16 protein-coding genes and 1 pseudogene are annotated in these 15,644 nt (G+C 38.4%); 6 read left to right on the forward strand and 11 right to left on the reverse strand.

Annotated elements, in window-relative coordinates:
• Positions 1-141: 141 nt before the first annotated feature.
• The 4 genes and pseudogenes from VB711_RS21890 to VB711_RS21905 form a co-directional block, all read right to left on the reverse strand.
• Positions 142-1,497 carry a cysteine desulfurase-like protein gene (locus VB711_RS21890; protein ID WP_323288422.1) on the reverse strand — a complete coding sequence of 452 codons (1,356 nt, stop codon included), beginning with the start codon at positions 1,495-1,497 and terminating at the stop codon, positions 142-144.
• A 26-nt stretch (positions 1,498-1,523) separates the two neighbouring features.
• Complete coding sequence (locus VB711_RS21895) at positions 1,524-2,408, reverse strand: phosphorylase (RefSeq protein ID WP_323288424.1); 885 nt, start codon at positions 2,406-2,408, stop codon at positions 1,524-1,526.
• Between the two features lie 57 nt (positions 2,409-2,465).
• Complete coding sequence (locus tag VB711_RS21900; protein ID WP_323288440.1) at positions 2,466-3,260, reverse strand: Uma2 family endonuclease; 795 nt, start codon at positions 3,258-3,260, stop codon at positions 2,466-2,468.
• Positions 3,261-3,357: 97 nt separating this feature from the next.
• A pseudogene (locus tag VB711_RS21905) lies at positions 3,358-3,677 on the reverse strand (hypothetical protein).
• Between the two features lie 90 nt (positions 3,678-3,767).
• Here VB711_RS21905 and VB711_RS21910 point away from each other — a divergent pair.
• The 3 genes from VB711_RS21910 to VB711_RS21920 all read left to right on the forward strand — a co-directional run bounded on the left by VB711_RS21910 (position 3,768) and on the right by VB711_RS21920 (position 5,376).
• Positions 3,768-4,331: a Uma2 family endonuclease gene (locus VB711_RS21910; RefSeq protein ID WP_323288426.1), complete on the forward strand. Its 564-nt coding sequence runs from the start codon at positions 3,768-3,770 to the stop codon at positions 4,329-4,331.
• Positions 4,332-4,458: 127 nt separating this feature from the next.
• Positions 4,459-4,902, forward strand: coding sequence for a hypothetical protein (locus VB711_RS21915; RefSeq protein ID WP_323288427.1), 444 nt, complete (start codon positions 4,459-4,461; stop codon positions 4,900-4,902).
• A 93-nt stretch (positions 4,903-4,995) separates the two neighbouring features.
• Complete coding sequence (locus VB711_RS21920) at positions 4,996-5,376, forward strand: hypothetical protein (protein WP_323288428.1); 381 nt, start codon at positions 4,996-4,998, stop codon at positions 5,374-5,376.
• Between the two features lie 104 nt (positions 5,377-5,480).
• Here the strand turns inward: VB711_RS21920 and VB711_RS21925 are convergent, their stop codons facing one another.
• The 7 genes from VB711_RS21925 to VB711_RS21955 form a co-directional block, all read right to left on the reverse strand.
• On the reverse strand, positions 5,481-5,714 hold the full coding sequence (locus tag VB711_RS21925) for a hypothetical protein (RefSeq protein ID WP_323288429.1): 234 nt from the start codon (positions 5,712-5,714) through the stop codon (positions 5,481-5,483).
• A gap of 86 nt (positions 5,715-5,800) precedes the next feature.
• Positions 5,801-6,046: a UPF0175 family protein gene (locus VB711_RS21930; RefSeq protein ID WP_323288430.1), complete on the reverse strand. Its 246-nt coding sequence runs from the start codon at positions 6,044-6,046 to the stop codon at positions 5,801-5,803.
• Between the two features lie 37 nt (positions 6,047-6,083).
• Positions 6,084-7,598, reverse strand: coding sequence for an anthranilate synthase component I (trpE, locus tag VB711_RS21935; RefSeq protein ID WP_323288432.1), 1,515 nt, complete (start codon positions 7,596-7,598; stop codon positions 6,084-6,086).
• Positions 7,599-7,733: 135 nt separating this feature from the next.
• Positions 7,734-8,153 carry a photosystem I reaction center subunit II PsaD gene (locus tag VB711_RS21940; RefSeq protein ID WP_323288434.1) on the reverse strand — a complete coding sequence of 140 codons (420 nt, stop codon included), beginning with the start codon at positions 8,151-8,153 and terminating at the stop codon, positions 7,734-7,736.
• Positions 8,154-8,255: 102 nt separating this feature from the next.
• The gene (locus VB711_RS21945; protein WP_323288441.1) at positions 8,256-8,834 is read right to left on the reverse strand and encodes a hypothetical protein; all 579 of its coding nucleotides are present in this window, start codon (positions 8,832-8,834) and stop codon (positions 8,256-8,258) included.
• 277 nt (positions 8,835-9,111) lie between these two features.
• Positions 9,112-10,281 (reverse strand): chromate efflux transporter, encoded by a 1,170-nt coding sequence (chrA, locus tag VB711_RS21950; RefSeq protein WP_323288435.1) that lies wholly within the window; start codon positions 10,279-10,281, stop codon positions 9,112-9,114.
• Between the two features lie 54 nt (positions 10,282-10,335).
• Positions 10,336-11,283, reverse strand: a complete 948-nt coding sequence (locus VB711_RS21955) for a glycerophosphodiester phosphodiesterase (protein ID WP_323288436.1) — start codon at positions 11,281-11,283, stop codon at positions 10,336-10,338.
• A 97-nt stretch (positions 11,284-11,380) separates the two neighbouring features.
• Here VB711_RS21955 and VB711_RS21960 point away from each other — a divergent pair, with 97 nt between their 5' ends.
• From VB711_RS21960 to ligA, 3 genes are all read left to right on the forward strand, one after another.
• Positions 11,381-12,445: a vWA domain-containing protein gene (locus VB711_RS21960; protein ID WP_323288437.1), complete on the forward strand. Its 1,065-nt coding sequence runs from the start codon at positions 11,381-11,383 to the stop codon at positions 12,443-12,445.
• An 81-nt stretch (positions 12,446-12,526) separates the two neighbouring features.
• Positions 12,527-13,309 carry a DUF4058 family protein gene (locus tag VB711_RS21965; RefSeq protein WP_323288438.1) on the forward strand — a complete coding sequence of 261 codons (783 nt, stop codon included), beginning with the start codon at positions 12,527-12,529 and terminating at the stop codon, positions 13,307-13,309.
• A gap of 183 nt (positions 13,310-13,492) precedes the next feature.
• Positions 13,493-15,529 (forward strand): NAD-dependent DNA ligase LigA, encoded by a 2,037-nt coding sequence (ligA, locus tag VB711_RS21970; RefSeq protein ID WP_323288439.1) that lies wholly within the window; start codon positions 13,493-13,495, stop codon positions 15,527-15,529.
• The last annotated feature ends 115 nt before the right edge of the window (positions 15,530-15,644 follow it).

Here is a 15,644-nt window from a genome sequence, read left to right on the forward strand (position 1 = left end):
TATAGGACTCCTATTTGATTTTTGATAGCTTGCGTGTTGTAGCCATACAGAACTCAGTACCTCAATACATACTGAAAGCATTCTTCCCTGTTCCCTTTTCCCTACCTCAATGAAAAAGTCCTAGAGATAATCATTAAGAAACTACATATCTTTTAGAACTTGTAAAAGCTGCTCAATTTCTTCTACAGTGTTGTAGTGTGCTAATCCAATTCGCAATAAACCACCATTTGCTTCTAATCCCAACTTTTCAATTAGATCAATAGCATAAAAATGACCGTGCCAACTGAATATTCCTTGTTCTCCTAAAATTTGAGCCATTTCTGCTGGTATTTTTCCTTCCATGCGGATAGAAACTGTTGGTGTTCTCCAAGCAAAACGCTCAGGTTCTCTAATTCCGTAAAAGCTTAAACCAGGAATATCTAATAATCCAGAAATCAACTTTTTACTTAATTCTCTTTCATATTGTTGAATAGCTGACATGGCTGCTACTAAAGCCCCTCGGCGACTGTGATAAGCAGATGCTAATTCATAATTTGGTTGTTCTGGTGAGGTGAGAAAGCGGGGACAATGGAAACTTGTTAAACCTTCTTTGTCAGCTTCTATTAAAGCCGAAACTAATTCACTATCTAAAGTTGGAGAAACATGACAACCTAATTTTGCTAGATAATTAATCGCTGCTACCATTCCCGCCAAACCTTCATGATTTAAAGTTCCTGTTTCCCAACGTGCGGGAACTTCTTCTGTTGCTGGTCTGACTTTATAGGGAGAAAAACGAGTTAAATGTTCTCTTTTTCCGTAGAGAATGCCAACATGAGGAGAGAAGAATTTGTAAGCGGAACAGGCGAGAAAGTCACAATCTAAATGATGGACGTTAATAGGTGCATGGGGCGCGTAATGAACTGCATCGACGAAAACCAATGCACCCACAGCATGAGCTAATTCTACCACTTTGGCAACATCGTTAATTGTGCCGACGGCGTTAGAAGCGTATCCTATGGCAACTAATTTTGTGCGAGAATTAAGTTGTCGTTCTAAATCACTCATGTCCAAGGTGCAGTCGGTGATATTAATATCGACTACTCGCACAATTACACCCTTTTCTTCTAAAGCATACCAGGGAGAAATATTGGCGGCATGGTCAAGACGAGTTACAATAATTTCATCTCCTGGTTGCAGTTCCCGACCAATGGCGCGACTAACAGAAAAGACGAGGGTGGTCATGTTACCCCCAAATATTACCTCATCGCGATCGCACCCCAAAAAATCAGCGATCGCTGCTCTTGCAGAATTAATTACCCCATCTGTTCGCGCACTGGTGATAAAAGAACCATGAGAATTGGCGTTAGACCTCACCAAATAGTCATTCATTGCATCTAACACTGAACCCGGTACTTGCGTTCCACCAGGCCCATCAAAAAATATGGCTGGGTGATCATTAACCGTTTGGTTAAGTGCTGGAAATTGAGAACGAATCCAATTTAGGTCAAGAGATTCCATAAAAACTCCTGAATTGATAGTATTTATCATAACAAGTTATTTTTAGCAGTTTTCTGTAAAATGGTCATCGGTCCTATTACTTTGACTAACTGCATTTGTTCAGCATTCCGTACTAGCAAAGTACCAGCAAAGCCCAAGGAATTAACGGAAATGGATTGAAATTCGTCTAGCGATCGCGGTATAATCAACATCCATTCTCTTGTAGCTAAAAGATTATAATCCCCCGATTGTCTATTATTCTCCACCGCCTTAATGCCCACAGACTCCAGCAAGGCATGATATTTTTCTAAAATCATCTCCGCCCCATCTTCAGATTCTAACCTGGTGAAAGCGTGTAAAAAGGGCAATCCTGGTATAGTTGCAATGGAATCTTCAAACTTTGCTGATTTTAACAGTGGTGCAATGGGAATTTCTGTTTCTGACAGGGGTACAATCTGTAAATGCTTATGTCGTTGACTAGCACCAGCTAATTTACCACCATTATAAAATACCAGTCCGTCAAAATCAGCCAAACAAGCCCAAGTTGCCGCAAAATCGGCTAAAGTCAGTAAGGTTTCCTGTTCTTCAAAAGCGCGGGTAATAATTAATAAGTGATAATCAACAACATTGAATTTATTTAAAATGCAGACATGAGTATCAGAGATATCAGCTACAAATAAATCTTCTTCGTAAGGTAAAAATGGGTTAAATTCTTGACCTTTAGCAGTTTGTTGATCTTGTTTTTCTTTAGCTGCTTTTTTCCGGTTCAGGTTCACCAAAATCCGCACTAAGAAATTAACGTTATCTTGTTCAACAAACTCAAATTCCGTCGGGATAGATTTTAACGACCCACATTCTAAAGCGTGTTCGGTAGTTTGTTTGATTTTTGTCCATAAAGTACCTGGTTCGAGTAATATTTTCTCCTGTTTCATTTGTATTACTAAATAATAGTGAACAATGGACTATCTACACTCAATAAACCTGAAAAATTAATCTAAGTCTGGTTCAATACCCATTGCTCTTAATTGGGCTATTAACCTTTCTTTTTGGTGTTTTTCCTGTTCTGCTCGTTGTCGTTCCTGTGCTGTTCGTTGTCGTTCCTGTGTTGCTATTTGTTGTTGTACTTCTGTGGGAGTTAAAACCCAATTACCCGTCCCATCATACCAGCGTAACCAAGGCTGTTGACTATTGTGATTTTGATAAATTCCCTGCCATACACCCAAACCTAATTCTATTTCCGGTATCCAGAAACGAGAATCTGGCAAATTTATCTCCGCATAACTTCCCCTTTTTAATTTAAACATTCGGAATTGATATTTATAGCGGTCAAAAATCGCGTAGTAGGGAATCTTTAAAATTTGTTCATATACTTGCCATTTGCTTGGTGGTTGAGTAACATCTCGTAATGTTTGTCCTAAATCTTCTTTTTCTGTTCCCGGTGACAGTAATTCAATGACAATAAAAGGATTTACTTCTTCTTGCCATATTACATAACTTAAACGTAAATCTTTATTTTCATACAGATTAGGAACTCCTAATACTGCAAACCAATCTGGGCGTTTATGCCACAAGGGATGCTGTGAATCATAATATAAATTCATATCGCTAACGGTAAATATTTTATCGTTAGGATAATTACTCGGACGAAAGGTTTCGTCTAACAGCCGTGGTTGTAATAAATGAAATTGATCTGGCAAACCAGGTTCCTCTGGATCTTCACTAGGAAGATCATACATGGTTGGTAACACTTCTTTGGGGTAACGTGGCGGATCTGTTTGATACATCATTTATTTTAGAATATGATACTATATTTATTATGGAACATCCCGGAAAGCGATCGCTTCACCTCGGTACACCATGCTTCAAACTCTGATTTCTTCCTTAATCTAAATCTGGTTCAATACCCATTGCTCTTAATTGGGCTATTAACCGTTCTTTTTGGTGTTTTTCCTGTGCTGCACGTTGTCGTTCCTGTGCTGCTATTTGTTGTTGTACTTCTGTGGGAGTTAAAACCCAATTACCCGTCCCATCATACCAGCGTAACCAAGGCTGTTGACTATTGTGATTTTGATAAATTCCCTGCGTGGTTGTAATAAATGAAATTGATCTGGCAAACCAGGTTCCTCTGGATCTTCACTAGGAAGATCATACATGGTTGGTAACACTTCTTTGGGGTAACGTGGCGGATCTGTTTGATACATCATTATATTTTAGAATATGGTACTATATTTATTATGCAATATCAGCAAGTGTAGACGATGGGTTGATATAATTTCTGGTAGGAGCGCATAATGGCAATCACTCTTAACCCACCAATTACCCTAGCAGAGTTTCTCCAACTGCCAGAAACTAAACCTGGTAGTGAATTTATTGATGGTAACATTTACCAAAAATCTATGCCGCAAGGCAAACACTCCCGTTTACAATTTAAACTATGTAATGCTATTAATCAAGTAGCTGAAGAACCAAAAATTGCTCTAGCTTTTCCAGAATTACGCTGTAGTTTTGGGGAAAGATCAATTATCCCAGATGTAAGTGTTTTTCGTTGGGAAAGGATTCCTTTTGATGCTGCTGGGGAATTTGCGAATAGTTTCGAGATTTACCCTGATTGGACTATTGAAATCCTCTCTGCTGAACAGAATACAACTAAGGTAATTAGAAATATTCTCCATTGTCTAAAACATGGTACTAAATTAGGGTGGTTAATTGACCCTAATGAGCGGGTAATACTGGTATTTTTACCAGGACAACTGCCTTTAGAGTTCATTGGAGATGAACAATTGCCTGTAGGGGAGTTTTTATCCCTAGAATTAACCGTAAACCAAGTATTTAATTGGTTAAAACCAGTGGGATAGAAGGGAATATTTTATCATATAAAACCATTTGCAGAATAGAAGGTACAATTCCTCTAACGTTGCAATATACACCCTTTGGTTATGGTATATTTTATTATTGAAAATTAAATATTAGGAGACTATCGAGTTGGATTTAAGATATAAATATCTGGATGATATCAAAGATATCACTGATTGCCCACCAACAAGCTGTACAAATAAAAATATGACAGGTTTTAGGTTTGTATTTGAACCAAATACTGAAAATGACTGGAAAAATTTTTTACCACCGAAGAAAATTTCACCACAACGACGACTCGGAAACGATAACGATAAGGTAAAATGCTCTGGTTATGGACTATCTTTCTTCGATTCTGAGAATAATGCTAAAATATTTTATGAAACAATGAAAGAAAGTAGGAATAATATTCATAAATCCATTGGAACACATTTAGCTAAGGTATCTATTGATCAAAATGATGGTGTAGTTACAGAAATTAATAATAGAGGACATTTTGATTTACATGAATATGAAAATACTAATTGGAGTCATAAATTTGAGATCATTGATGTTTTATACAATCCAAGGTAAAGTGTGATGAAGAATGTATTAGGATGTCAGTTTAATAAATTTCCCCTAAATCTTACCTGCATAGTTGATCTAAGCTATTTCGACGGTTCGCTAATGTCAGTATTTAAAAGTGAACATGGAGACTTTTATATTTATAATTGGTGTGACGTAGATAATCAATTCAATCGCTGGTTGGTTTTTAGAGTTACGAGAAAATCATTAATAAAGTATTTGGAGGGTGAACTTAGTTTACAGGATTTAGTATTGTCACCAATTGATGGATTTCAATATTTATTGGACATTGATGATAATCTGGATGTTAAAAATACTTATGTCGTGCAGCCTCATAATTTGCCAAAATCATATATTTCTGGCAAAAATTCATATTATAGTGACTTACAGTTAAACCCAGAATCATTGGAGGAAGACAAAGAAATAATTAAACAGGAAATATATTCAAACGACGAAGAAAAAATCAAATTACTCATTAGTTAAGTGAGGAACGCAAATTTAATAATCTGCAATTCTGATTTAACCTGGAATGGTGCGTTACGCTGTCGCTAACGCACCCTACAGACTACTGGTAATATCGTCAATAGTCATATTTGAGCTACTAACATCGCATTGATGTGAGTAAAAATTCTATCTAATTCTCCAATAGCTTCCAATTCCATAACTTCTTCTGAAGTCAGCAAATCAGCTTTTTTTCTCTCCAAAAGTTCTTCCATTCGCTTCTGGAGTTCATCAGTAAATTTAAATAAATTGAATTTATCTACTTTTTCAACTTTAATTCGACCAAGTAATGTGGAAGGTCTACTAATAGCTGGTATCATAGTTTAACTCCAGTATTGATCAGGAAAATTCAAACTCTTAAACTTTGTACCTTTGCGCGAAACTCACTTTAAATAACTGCTAATAATCATCGCCAATTATTAGCTTTCAAACTCTTTACATCTTCTCTAAATTCAGCAATATCATAGTGAATGGGAATTTTTCGACTAGCAAGTAATCGTTGAAACTCAAGTTGATTCATTCCCACAAAATCGCTTGCTTGTCCTAATGTAAACCGTTCTTGTTCAAAGAGCAAAATTGCTATTTCTTGAACTAATTCTTGATCAGACATTTGAATTGTCTGCAAAACTTCATCGGTGATAACAATACTCATATTTCTATTCTCCTGCTGGGATTCAATGGGTTAAATTTTATTGCAAACAACGAATTGCTTCTAATAAACCTCTGGCTTTATTGAGTGTTTCTTCATATTCCTTTTCTGGGTCAGAATCAGCCACCAAACCGGCACCAGCTTGGACTGTGACAATATGATTATGTAATACCATTGTCCGAATAGCGATCGCACTATTTAATTGTCCTTCAAAATCATAATAACCGTAGACCCCAGAATACACGCCTCGACGAGTTGGTTCTAATTGATTAATTATTTCCATAGCCCGAATTTTCGGCGCACCACTCACTGTCCCAGCAGGAAAACAAGCTTTGAGTAAATCCCAAGCGGTTTGATTATTTGCTAATTTCCCCACCACATTACTCACAATGTGCATAACATGAGAATATTTTTCAACTACCATCAATTCATCAACTTTGACAGTACCGCTTGCACATACACGCCCCAAATCATTACGTCCTAAATCCACTAGCATCACGTGTTCTGCCACTTCTTTAGGATCTGCGAGTAAATCCTCCGCTAAAGCCGCATCTTCCTGGCTTGTCTTCCCTCTCGGTCTTGTCCCAGCAATTGGTCGAACTGTAGCGATTGTCCCACCATCAGGATCACGTTCTGCTTTGACCATCACTTCAGGACTTGAACCGATGATTTGCCAGTCGCTGAAGTTAAAGTATGCCATATAAGGCGAAGGATTAATCTGGCGGAGGGAACGATAAAGGGCGAAGGGGTCGCCGGTGTATTTTGTGGCTAGACGTTGGGAAATAACTACTTGAAAAATATCACCAGCTTTGATGTGTGCTTTGGCTTTTTCGACACTGGCACAAAAATCTGTCCGGGTGAAGTTGCTGGTGTAGTCCTCTATGCCCGCTTTAGGCTTGTTTCCGGGGGCTGTCCAAGGCAATTTGGTATTTTGAGGTGAAAGGGGTAAAGATAACTTATCTACCATTTCCTGGACGCGATCGCTGGCTTTTTGGTAGGCTACCTCTAGACTAACATCTGGGTTACGCAAATCAGCGTAGGCGATCGCCCAAATTTTCCGTTTTACCTGGTCAAAAATCAATAAATGATCTACCTGCATCCACAACCCATCAGGGATATTACGTTCATCTTGTGGATGAATTGGTACACGTTCTTCAATCCAATTAATTAATTCATAACCCCAAAACCCAAATAAACCGCCAATTCCTGAAGGTAGCTGCGGTATTTTTACTGGGTGATAAGGTGCAAGACATTCTTGTAAAGCTGTAAACGGGTTGCCTGTAAATACTACTTCATCACCATCGCGGTGTGTTTGAATAGTGCGATCGCCCCAAGCTGCTAAAATCCATTGAGGATCACAACCGAGTAAGCTATAACGTCCCAGTTTTTCGCCACCTTCCACCGATTCCAGCAAAAAGCTATAGGGCTGACCTGCACACACCTTATACCAAGCGGAAACAGGCGTATCTAGGTCTGCTACCCATTCTTGATAAACTGGTACAAAGTTGCCTTGTTTAGCTAGTTCTGTAAATTGTTGGAAATCCGGGAAAATCATAATAAAAAGGGAACGAGGAACGGGGAACGGGGAACAAAAGGCAAGGGGCAAGAGGCAAGAGGCAGGGAACAGTGTTTTTGAATCACCCATTACCCATTACCAATCACCAATCACCCATTACCCATTACCTAATGCTTATGCGTCGTGAGTAGCTTTGCCACTGAACTTGAGTTGTGCAGGACTGGGGTTTTGACCAATTCTGCGGGGTACAAAGCGGACTTTTTCCCGACCAGCATTGACCTTTTCAGGGAATACACCATCGGCTGGGTGAATGAAAGTTGTTTCACCACTGGGTAGAATCCGGTAAATTTTGTAATCTGTGATTTTGAATTTACGGAGTTGTCCACCCAAGGCGATGCCCTGTTCTTTACGAGCCAAGTAAAGCAAGTTTTCGCCTTTCAACATTGTAGCAGCGCCACCTGTAGGCATTTCAAAAACTTGTTCCTTGGGGCTAGTCCAAGTGATAGCGTACTTTTCTTCTTCTTGTGCTTTTTTCAGCAGGCCGCCTGTGCTGCCGCCAAAGAGTGGAGTTTGTCCAGAGAGTGTTTCTGCCATAAAGGTCTCCCAACGTTTTTAGGGCATACTAACATCGTATCTGGGGTTATGTTGCGATCGCGTCATAGACTGTAACAGTTTTTAGTGAATTGGCTTATCTGCTTACCATTTTTCTGCCCAATAGACAATTTCTGAGGCTGCAAGATCAATTGCTACTCCATAACTATGACCATGATTCCATTTAAAACCAGCTTGACCTTGATCTTGTGCCTTTAATACCAAAATCTGATAAGTATTAGGAAAGGATTCTGTCTTGATGCTGCTAGTATAAAAAAATGTTGTAGGTACTCCCTTTGGTTGGTTGCTGTGGTCGTTTGTGTTACCACCACGATATTGACGGAGAGATTTTTTACTGTATTCAGAAAATAATTTTTTAATTTGTTCTGGTGACTGTTTGAAACGAATTTGAAAAAAACTATTTCCCTGGATTAAACTGTCAGAGTAAGCCATATTGATATCTTTGGCATCAGCCGGAATTGCTAGAGGAAAATGCTTGATTTGTCCAAGATCAGTCCATCGCTGATTCCGAATTTTTGTATACTGGGATGTATCAGTAATTATTTCTGTTGTTGCTGTATTGCTAGAAGATTTGTTAATTGAAAAACTTCCGATCACTATACCCAGACTACCAAAAGACAACAGAAATATCATGACGATTTTAACAATGGGTGATTGCTTCATTAAGTTGAGTAAGTCTAAGGTTTTAGGACATATACTCAACTACTCAGCTATTGTCGTAGTTCGGAAAACTTTACCTATTTTTGATAAATAAGGAATATTTATAAAGTTGATGTGAAGAAGAAGAAGGAGTCAGGAGTCAGGAGTCAGGAGGCAGAAGGCAGGAGGCAGGAGGCAGGAGGCAGGAGGGAAGAGACTTTTCGGTAACTTTACTTTTCGTTACATACTTGGTTTTTTTTGTGCCTTTCTACTTACATCCGCCTGTTGTACATAATTCATTTTAGGGAAGATAACCTAAAAATAAAGCACCGTAACCAATTAACGCACTACCTAAAATCAACCAAGCTGCATTGATGCGGAAACGAAGGGCTAAAATTGTGGAGAAGAGGGCGATCGCTAAACTCAGAAAATCTACATAAGGCACTTGTGCTAAGATTAAAGTAGCTATTCCTAGTTGTATGGTAGTTACCACCATCAAAGCCACAGCACTGGCATTCACAGCATCTAAAAAAGCCCTTGTCCAAGCAGAAGCCCTTAACCGGGGTATGAGGGGATTTAAGGCAGCAACGAAGAAAAATGAAGGAAGGAAGATTCCCAGAGTCGCCACGATTGACCCAGGCACACCAGCGATGATATAACCAATAAAGGTAGCAGTGGAAAGAAGTGGTCCTGGAGTAAATTGACCAATAGCGATCGCATCTAATAACTGTTGTTGTGTTAACCAGCCATATTCTTGAACTAATCCCCCTTGCAAAAACGCCACCAGCACATAGCCACTACCAAATAGCACACTTCCAACTTTCAGAAAAAACCAACCCAACTGCCACAAAGGAACAGATAGCGTTGTCACCGATGTATTTATTACTGTACCTGTGATTAAGGCAGCAATCACGAAATTACTCTGATTTCCCCTACACAACCATAGCATCCCTAGCAATCCACCCAATAATAGGGCTATGACTTCATTTAGTTTCCCGAATAATGTCAAAATAACAACAGCTAAAGCAATTAACAACAATTGACGGGTTTTCAATGCTTTTTTAGCCAAACCCCAAAGCGCACTAATAATAATTGCTAAAACTGCGGGTTTAATGCCATATAGTAAAGGTGCAACTTGCGGCAAAGTCCCATAATTAACATAAATCCAGGCAAATACACCCGTAATTATAACCGCAGGTAAAATAAAACAAACACCAGACACAATCAACCCCAACCATCCTGCATAGATATATCCCACATGAATTGCCATTTCAGTAGAATTGGGACCAGGAATTAAATTAGTTGCACCTAATAAATCTAAAAAATGCTCCCGTGTCAACCATTGACGGCGTTTTACCACTTCATCTTCCATCATTGCAATATGGGCAACCGGTCCCCCAAAGCCGATAATACCCAATTTTAAAAAGAGTTTAGCAAGTTCTTTTAAACGACTGAATGGTAAGTTGTTCATTATTCTTCTCAACTCTTACTCTCTGCGTCTCTGCGTCTCTGCGTGAGACAAAAATTAATTATACTTTACCTTATCAGGAAAATCACTAAAAACGCCATCTATTCCCAAACTCAAAAATAATTCATATTCACCTTGAGGATTCCCTTGGAAATCTAAAGGTAAAAATACATCTTCATTACGGAAAGTCCAAGCATGAATTAATAACTTAGCTGTATGAGCATCCATAATTAAAGATGTGGGTGATAATAATTTACCATCAGCATCTCTAGGGATGATTAAATTTTTATTAACCCCAATGGCTTGAGCATATTTAGCAATTTCTTGTAAACCAGTTTTAATCACTAAATCCTGATAGGTGCGAAGATCATCATTAACTACAAAATCATAAGGTTTACCATGATCATTGATTAACTGCACCAAAGGTAAATCTGTTTTCTTAGCTAATTCTTGTAAATTGCTCACTTCAAAAGATTGAATAAATACAGATTGATGAAAATTATTATTTTTCAAAACCTCCAATAACGTATCTTCCAACGGTAAACCCACCGATTTAAAATAGCTGGGATGTTTAGTCTCTGGATAAATCCCAATATTTCGACTTTGTGCTTGAGCTAAATCAATAATTTCTTGGAAAGTGGGAATAGAAAACAATCCATTATAAATAGTGTTTTGTGGACGCAGTTGAGGAATACGTTCTTTAGCTTTTAATGTTTTTAATTCTGCCAAACTAAAATCTTCAGTAAACCAACCAACTTTAACTTCACCATCAATTATTTTAGTAGTTTGCAAACGAGCAAATTCGGGATGATTCCCCACGTCTGTAGTTTCAGAAATCTCATTTTCATGACGAGCAACCAAAACCCCATCTCTGGTAACTACTAAATCGGGTTCGATGTAATCAGCACCCAAATCAATAGCTAATTTGTAAGCTGCTAAAGTATGTTCTGGGCGATATCCACTAGCGCCACGATGAGCGATTATAATTGGGTAATTAGTTAACATAAATAAAGTATTAAGAAATTTGAAGTGCCTATTTAAACCAATCAGAAATCCTGTAAAATAAAGATATAGCATAGATAGTTGAGATTTGGCTAGACCTATGACAAACAATAATATAGAAGTGGTTTTCAGTTTCGATACAACTGGTAGTATGTATCCTTGTCTGACCCAAGTACGACGAAAAATTAAAGCCACTGTCACCAGGTTGATGGATGAAATTCCTCTGATTAAAATTGGGATAATTGCCCATGGTGATTATTGCGATCGCGATTCAACTTATGTAACTAAAATATTTAACATTTCTGGGGATGTAGATCAGATTTGTGATTTTGTCCAAAACGTAGCCCCAACTGGTGGTGGAGACGCACCAGAATGTTATGAATTAGTATTACATGAAACTCAATCTTTGGCTTGGTCAAATTCAGCAACTAAATCATTAGTTTTAATTGGTGATGATATACCTCACCCCCCTGCACACAATCCCCAAAAACTAAATTGGCGTAAAGAATTAGATAAATTAACCGAAGCCGGAATCACAGTTTATGGAGTACAAGCACTTAATCGCCACCATGCTACACCTTTTTATCAAGAACTAGCGGAAAAATCCGGTGGTTTCCATATTAATTTAGATCAATTTTCCTATATTACCGATTTGTTTTTAGCCGTTTGTTACCAACAATCATCCAATGAACAATTACAGGCTTATGAACAAGAAGTATTGAACCAAGGGAGGATGAATCGTGGGTTAAATCAAATGTTTAATACCATGATGAAACGTGAAGGAACATCCTATTATGAATCAACTGATTTACGGGCTGTTTCTCCAGGTAGATTCCAAGTATTAGATGTTGATCAAGATATTTCTATCAAGGCTTTTGTGTTGGAAAATGGGTTAATGTTTAAAATAGGACGGGGTTTTTATGAATTTACTAAAACAGAAACCATCCAAGCTAAAAAAGAAATTATTTTGATGGATAGAAACACAGGTGATTTATTTGAAGGTAGTGCGGCCAGAGAAATATTAGGTCTACCAATGGATTCGACAATTCGCATTAAACCGAGTAACTTAGAAAAGTATGTTGTATTTGTCCAAAGTACATCCGCTAATCGCAAATTAATTGGTAAAACCAGATTTTTGTATGAAGTTGAAGATTGGGATCATTAATTGAAAAAGGTTGTACAGCAAACTAGAGACGTTTAATCAAACGTCTCCATAAAAGTAATATATATTTGTGGTGAAATAATTATGTCTTATCCGTTTCCAGGGATGAATCCCTATTTAGAAAATCCTGATTTATGGCCGGGAGTACATGGTAGAATCATAGTTAGTATTGCCGATTTTCTTGCTCCTAAATTACGCCCTAAATATTTTGTAGCGATTGAAGAAAGAATTTATCAAACTACCATTGATGATAGAGTGTTAGTAGGTATTCCTGATGTAGTAGTACAAAGTTCAAGAAACGCGAATGAGAAAAGACAAAATACATCTGTGGTTTTACCAGAAATTAGTCCGAAAACGGTTACAGTTCCTTTGGTAGAATTGGTCAAAGAAAGATATTTAGAAGTACGAAAAGTAGAAACAAAAGAAGTAGTGACAGTGATTGAAATACTCTCACCCAAAAATAAACGTAGTGGAGAAGGACGTAATGCTTATGAAAATAAAAGACAACGAGTATTAGGAAGTTCAACCCATCTGATAGAAATTGATTTATTGCGTGTTGGAGAACCAATGTTAGTTTTTGGTGATGGTATCCAGAGTGATTATCGAATTTTAGTCAGTCGGAGTGAAACAAGACCTCGTGCTGACTTATATGATTTTAATTTACGAAATGTAATTCCCTCATTTATTTTACCATTACGTTCTGGAGACAGTGAACCTTTAGTAGATTTGCAAAGTTTAATAGAGGGAATTTATGAACGTGCGAGTTATGATTTAGTCATAAACTATAGCCAAGAACCGATACCCCAATTATCTGAAACAGATATGGCTTGGGTAGATGCACTGTTGCGAGATCAAAGATTAAGGTGATAAACCGAAAACCAATTTTAGATCAAGCTACACAAAATGATAAAATCGGCGTTCATCTGCGTTTATCCGCGTTCCATTATTCTTTATATCTTGTCAATTGGGTATGAGATGGATGTAACATAGAAATAAATCTGATATATTTGATTAGGTAAAAATTAACTAACTCATCATATATTAAATCTAATGACCCAGATACAGCCAGAAATGAAACGGATAGAAGAACTGCGACAGTTGTTAAAACAAGCCAGCTATGCTTATTATGTTTTAGATGCCCCCACGATGGAGGATACAGTATATGATCGGCTGTATCGAGAACTGCAAGAACTAGAAATTAAATATCCTGAATTAGTAACTGCTGATAGTCCAACTCAGCGAGTAGGTGAAAGACCTGCTACCCATTTTACATCTGTACGCCATAACATCCCCTTGTATAGCTTAGAAAATGCTTTTAATGTTGAAGAATTGCAAAACTGGGAACAACGTTGGAGACGACAATTAACCCCCTCAAATCCATTAGGAGATGTGGAATATGTGGCAGAATTAAAAATAGATGGTGCCGCTTTAGCCTTGACTTATGAAAACGGGGTTTTGGTCAGGGGTGTAACTAGGGGTGATGGAGTAATGGGTGAAGATATTACCCAAAACGTGCGGACAATTCGTTCAATTCCCTTGAGTTTAAACTTTGATGGAATTGAAAAGATAGAAGTGCGAGGAGAAACATTTTTACCGTTAGAAGTATTTAAACAAATTAATCAGGAAAGACAAAAAGCAGGTGAACAGGTATTTGCTAATCCTCGCAATGCGGCTGCTGGTACATTAAGGCAATTAGACCCTCGAATTGTAGCCCGAAGAAGGTTAGATTTTTTTGCTTATACTTTGCATATTTCGGGTATGGATGATGCGGGTATTGCTAATACACAATGGGAAGCTTTAGAACTGTTGCAAAAAATGGGTTTTCGGGTTAATCTTCAACATAAACTGTGCCATTCATTGGCAGAAGTTGGGGAATATTATCAATATTGGGACACAGAAAGATTAAATTTGCCCTACATGACAGATGGAGTAGTGGTAAAGTTAAATTCATTTAAATTGCAAGAACAATTAGGGTTTACACAGAAGTTTCCTCGGTGGGCTGTGGCGCTAAAATATGCAGCAGAGGAGGCTCCTACCCGTGTGGAAAAAATTACAGTGAATGTGGGAAGAACGGGGGCTTTAACACCCTTAGCAGAGATGTTACCTGTGCAGTTGGCAGGAACTACCGTTTCTCGTGCTACTTTACATAATAGCGATCGCATTGCCCAATTAGATATCCGCATTGGTGATACGGTGATTGTTCGCAAAGCTGGGGAAATCATCCCGGAAGTGGTGCGGGTAATCACAGAACTCCGTCCTAGTGACACTCAACCCTTTGTCATGCCTACCCATTGTCCCGTATGTGGTCAACCAGTGGTGAGGGAATCTGGGGAAGCGGTGACACGTTGCGTCAATGCCTCCTGTGCGGCGATTCTCAAGGGGGAAATTGAACATTGGGTGAGTCGAGACGCTTTAGATATTAAAGGCATGGGGGAGAAGCTGGTACATCAATTGGTAGATAAGGAATTGGTGCATTCCGTCGCCGATTTATATGACTTGACAACAGAAAGATTATGTGTATTAGAAAGAATGGGGCAGAAATTAGCGGAAAAATTAGTGAGTGCGATCGCTCTATCCAAAAACAAACCTTGGTCTAGGGTATTATATGGTTTAGGCATCCGTCATGTTGGCAGTGTCAACGCCCAATTATTAACCGAAAAGTTTACCACCGTCGAACTTTTAGCCGCAGCCAAACAATCGGATATAGAAGGGGTTTATGGTATAGGTGCAGAAATTGCCCAATCAGTTTACGACTGGTTTCGCACTCCAGCCAATCAAACTTTAATTTCCCGTCTCCAAGTTCTAGAGTTACAGTTAGCGACGACGGAAGCACCGAAAGCCGTTGGTGTCAATAATCCCAATATCGCCGGTAAAATTTTCGTCGTGACAGGAACATTACCAACTTTAAAGCGAGATGAAGCCAAAGAGTTAATTCAGCAAGCTGGTGGTAAGGTCACTGATTCTGTAAGTAAGAAAACAGACTTTTTGGTTGTGGGAGCAGATGCCGGTTCTAAGTTAGAAAAGGCGCAGACTTTGGGAATTGCTCAACTCAGTGAGGCACAGTTGTTGGAGTTGTTGGGGGAGTGAGATTATGTTAGGCTGGAAAAGAGGGATATCGCAATTATAGTTTATTTTAGAGGATGTTTTAAAAGTTTTGGGCGAATATAATAGAGTCTCCGGCTCCCGTAAGGGATACACTACT

The sequence above is a fragment of the Cronbergia sp. UHCC 0137 genome, from assembly GCF_034932285.1.
Classification (GTDB): Bacteria; Cyanobacteriota; Cyanobacteriia; order Cyanobacteriales; family Nostocaceae; genus Cronbergia.

What these genes read in the sequence shown, in the direction of transcription:
- VB711_RS21955 (WP_323288436.1), bottom strand. Translation starts at nt 11,283, where the DNA reads ATGTTAACTAATTACCCAATTATAATCGCTCATCGTGGCGCTAGTGGA.
- VB711_RS21945 (WP_323288441.1), bottom strand. Translation starts at nt 8,834, where the DNA reads ATGAAGCAATCACCCATTGTTAAAATCGTCATGATATTTCTGTTGTCT.
- VB711_RS21960 (WP_323288437.1), top strand. Translation starts at nt 11,381, where the DNA reads ATGACAAACAATAATATAGAAGTGGTTTTCAGTTTCGATACAACTGGT.
- VB711_RS21965 (WP_323288438.1), top strand. Translation starts at nt 12,527, where the DNA reads ATGTCTTATCCGTTTCCAGGGATGAATCCCTATTTAGAAAATCCTGAT.
- VB711_RS21890 (WP_323288422.1), bottom strand. Translation starts at nt 1,497, where the DNA reads ATGGAATCTCTTGACCTAAATTGGATTCGTTCTCAATTTCCAGCACTT.
- VB711_RS21920 (WP_323288428.1), top strand. Translation starts at nt 4,996, where the DNA reads ATGTCAGTATTTAAAAGTGAACATGGAGACTTTTATATTTATAATTGG.
- VB711_RS21925 (WP_323288429.1), bottom strand. Translation starts at nt 5,714, where the DNA reads ATGATACCAGCTATTAGTAGACCTTCCACATTACTTGGTCGAATTAAA.
- VB711_RS21895 (WP_323288424.1), bottom strand. Translation starts at nt 2,408, where the DNA reads ATGAAACAGGAGAAAATATTACTCGAACCAGGTACTTTATGGACAAAA.
- VB711_RS21900 (WP_323288440.1), bottom strand. Translation starts at nt 3,260, where the DNA reads ATGTATCAAACAGATCCGCCACGTTACCCCAAAGAAGTGTTACCAACC.
- VB711_RS21940 (WP_323288434.1), bottom strand. Translation starts at nt 8,153, where the DNA reads ATGGCAGAAACACTCTCTGGACAAACTCCACTCTTTGGCGGCAGCACA.
- ligA (WP_323288439.1), top strand. Translation starts at nt 13,493, where the DNA reads ATGACCCAGATACAGCCAGAAATGAAACGGATAGAAGAACTGCGACAG.
- VB711_RS21910 (WP_323288426.1), top strand. Translation starts at nt 3,768, where the DNA reads ATGGCAATCACTCTTAACCCACCAATTACCCTAGCAGAGTTTCTCCAA.
- trpE (WP_323288432.1), bottom strand. Translation starts at nt 7,598, where the DNA reads ATGATTTTCCCGGATTTCCAACAATTTACAGAACTAGCTAAACAAGGC.
- chrA (WP_323288435.1), bottom strand. Translation starts at nt 10,281, where the DNA reads ATGAACAACTTACCATTCAGTCGTTTAAAAGAACTTGCTAAACTCTTT.
- VB711_RS21930 (WP_323288430.1), bottom strand. Translation starts at nt 6,046, where the DNA reads ATGAGTATTGTTATCACCGATGAAGTTTTGCAGACAATTCAAATGTCT.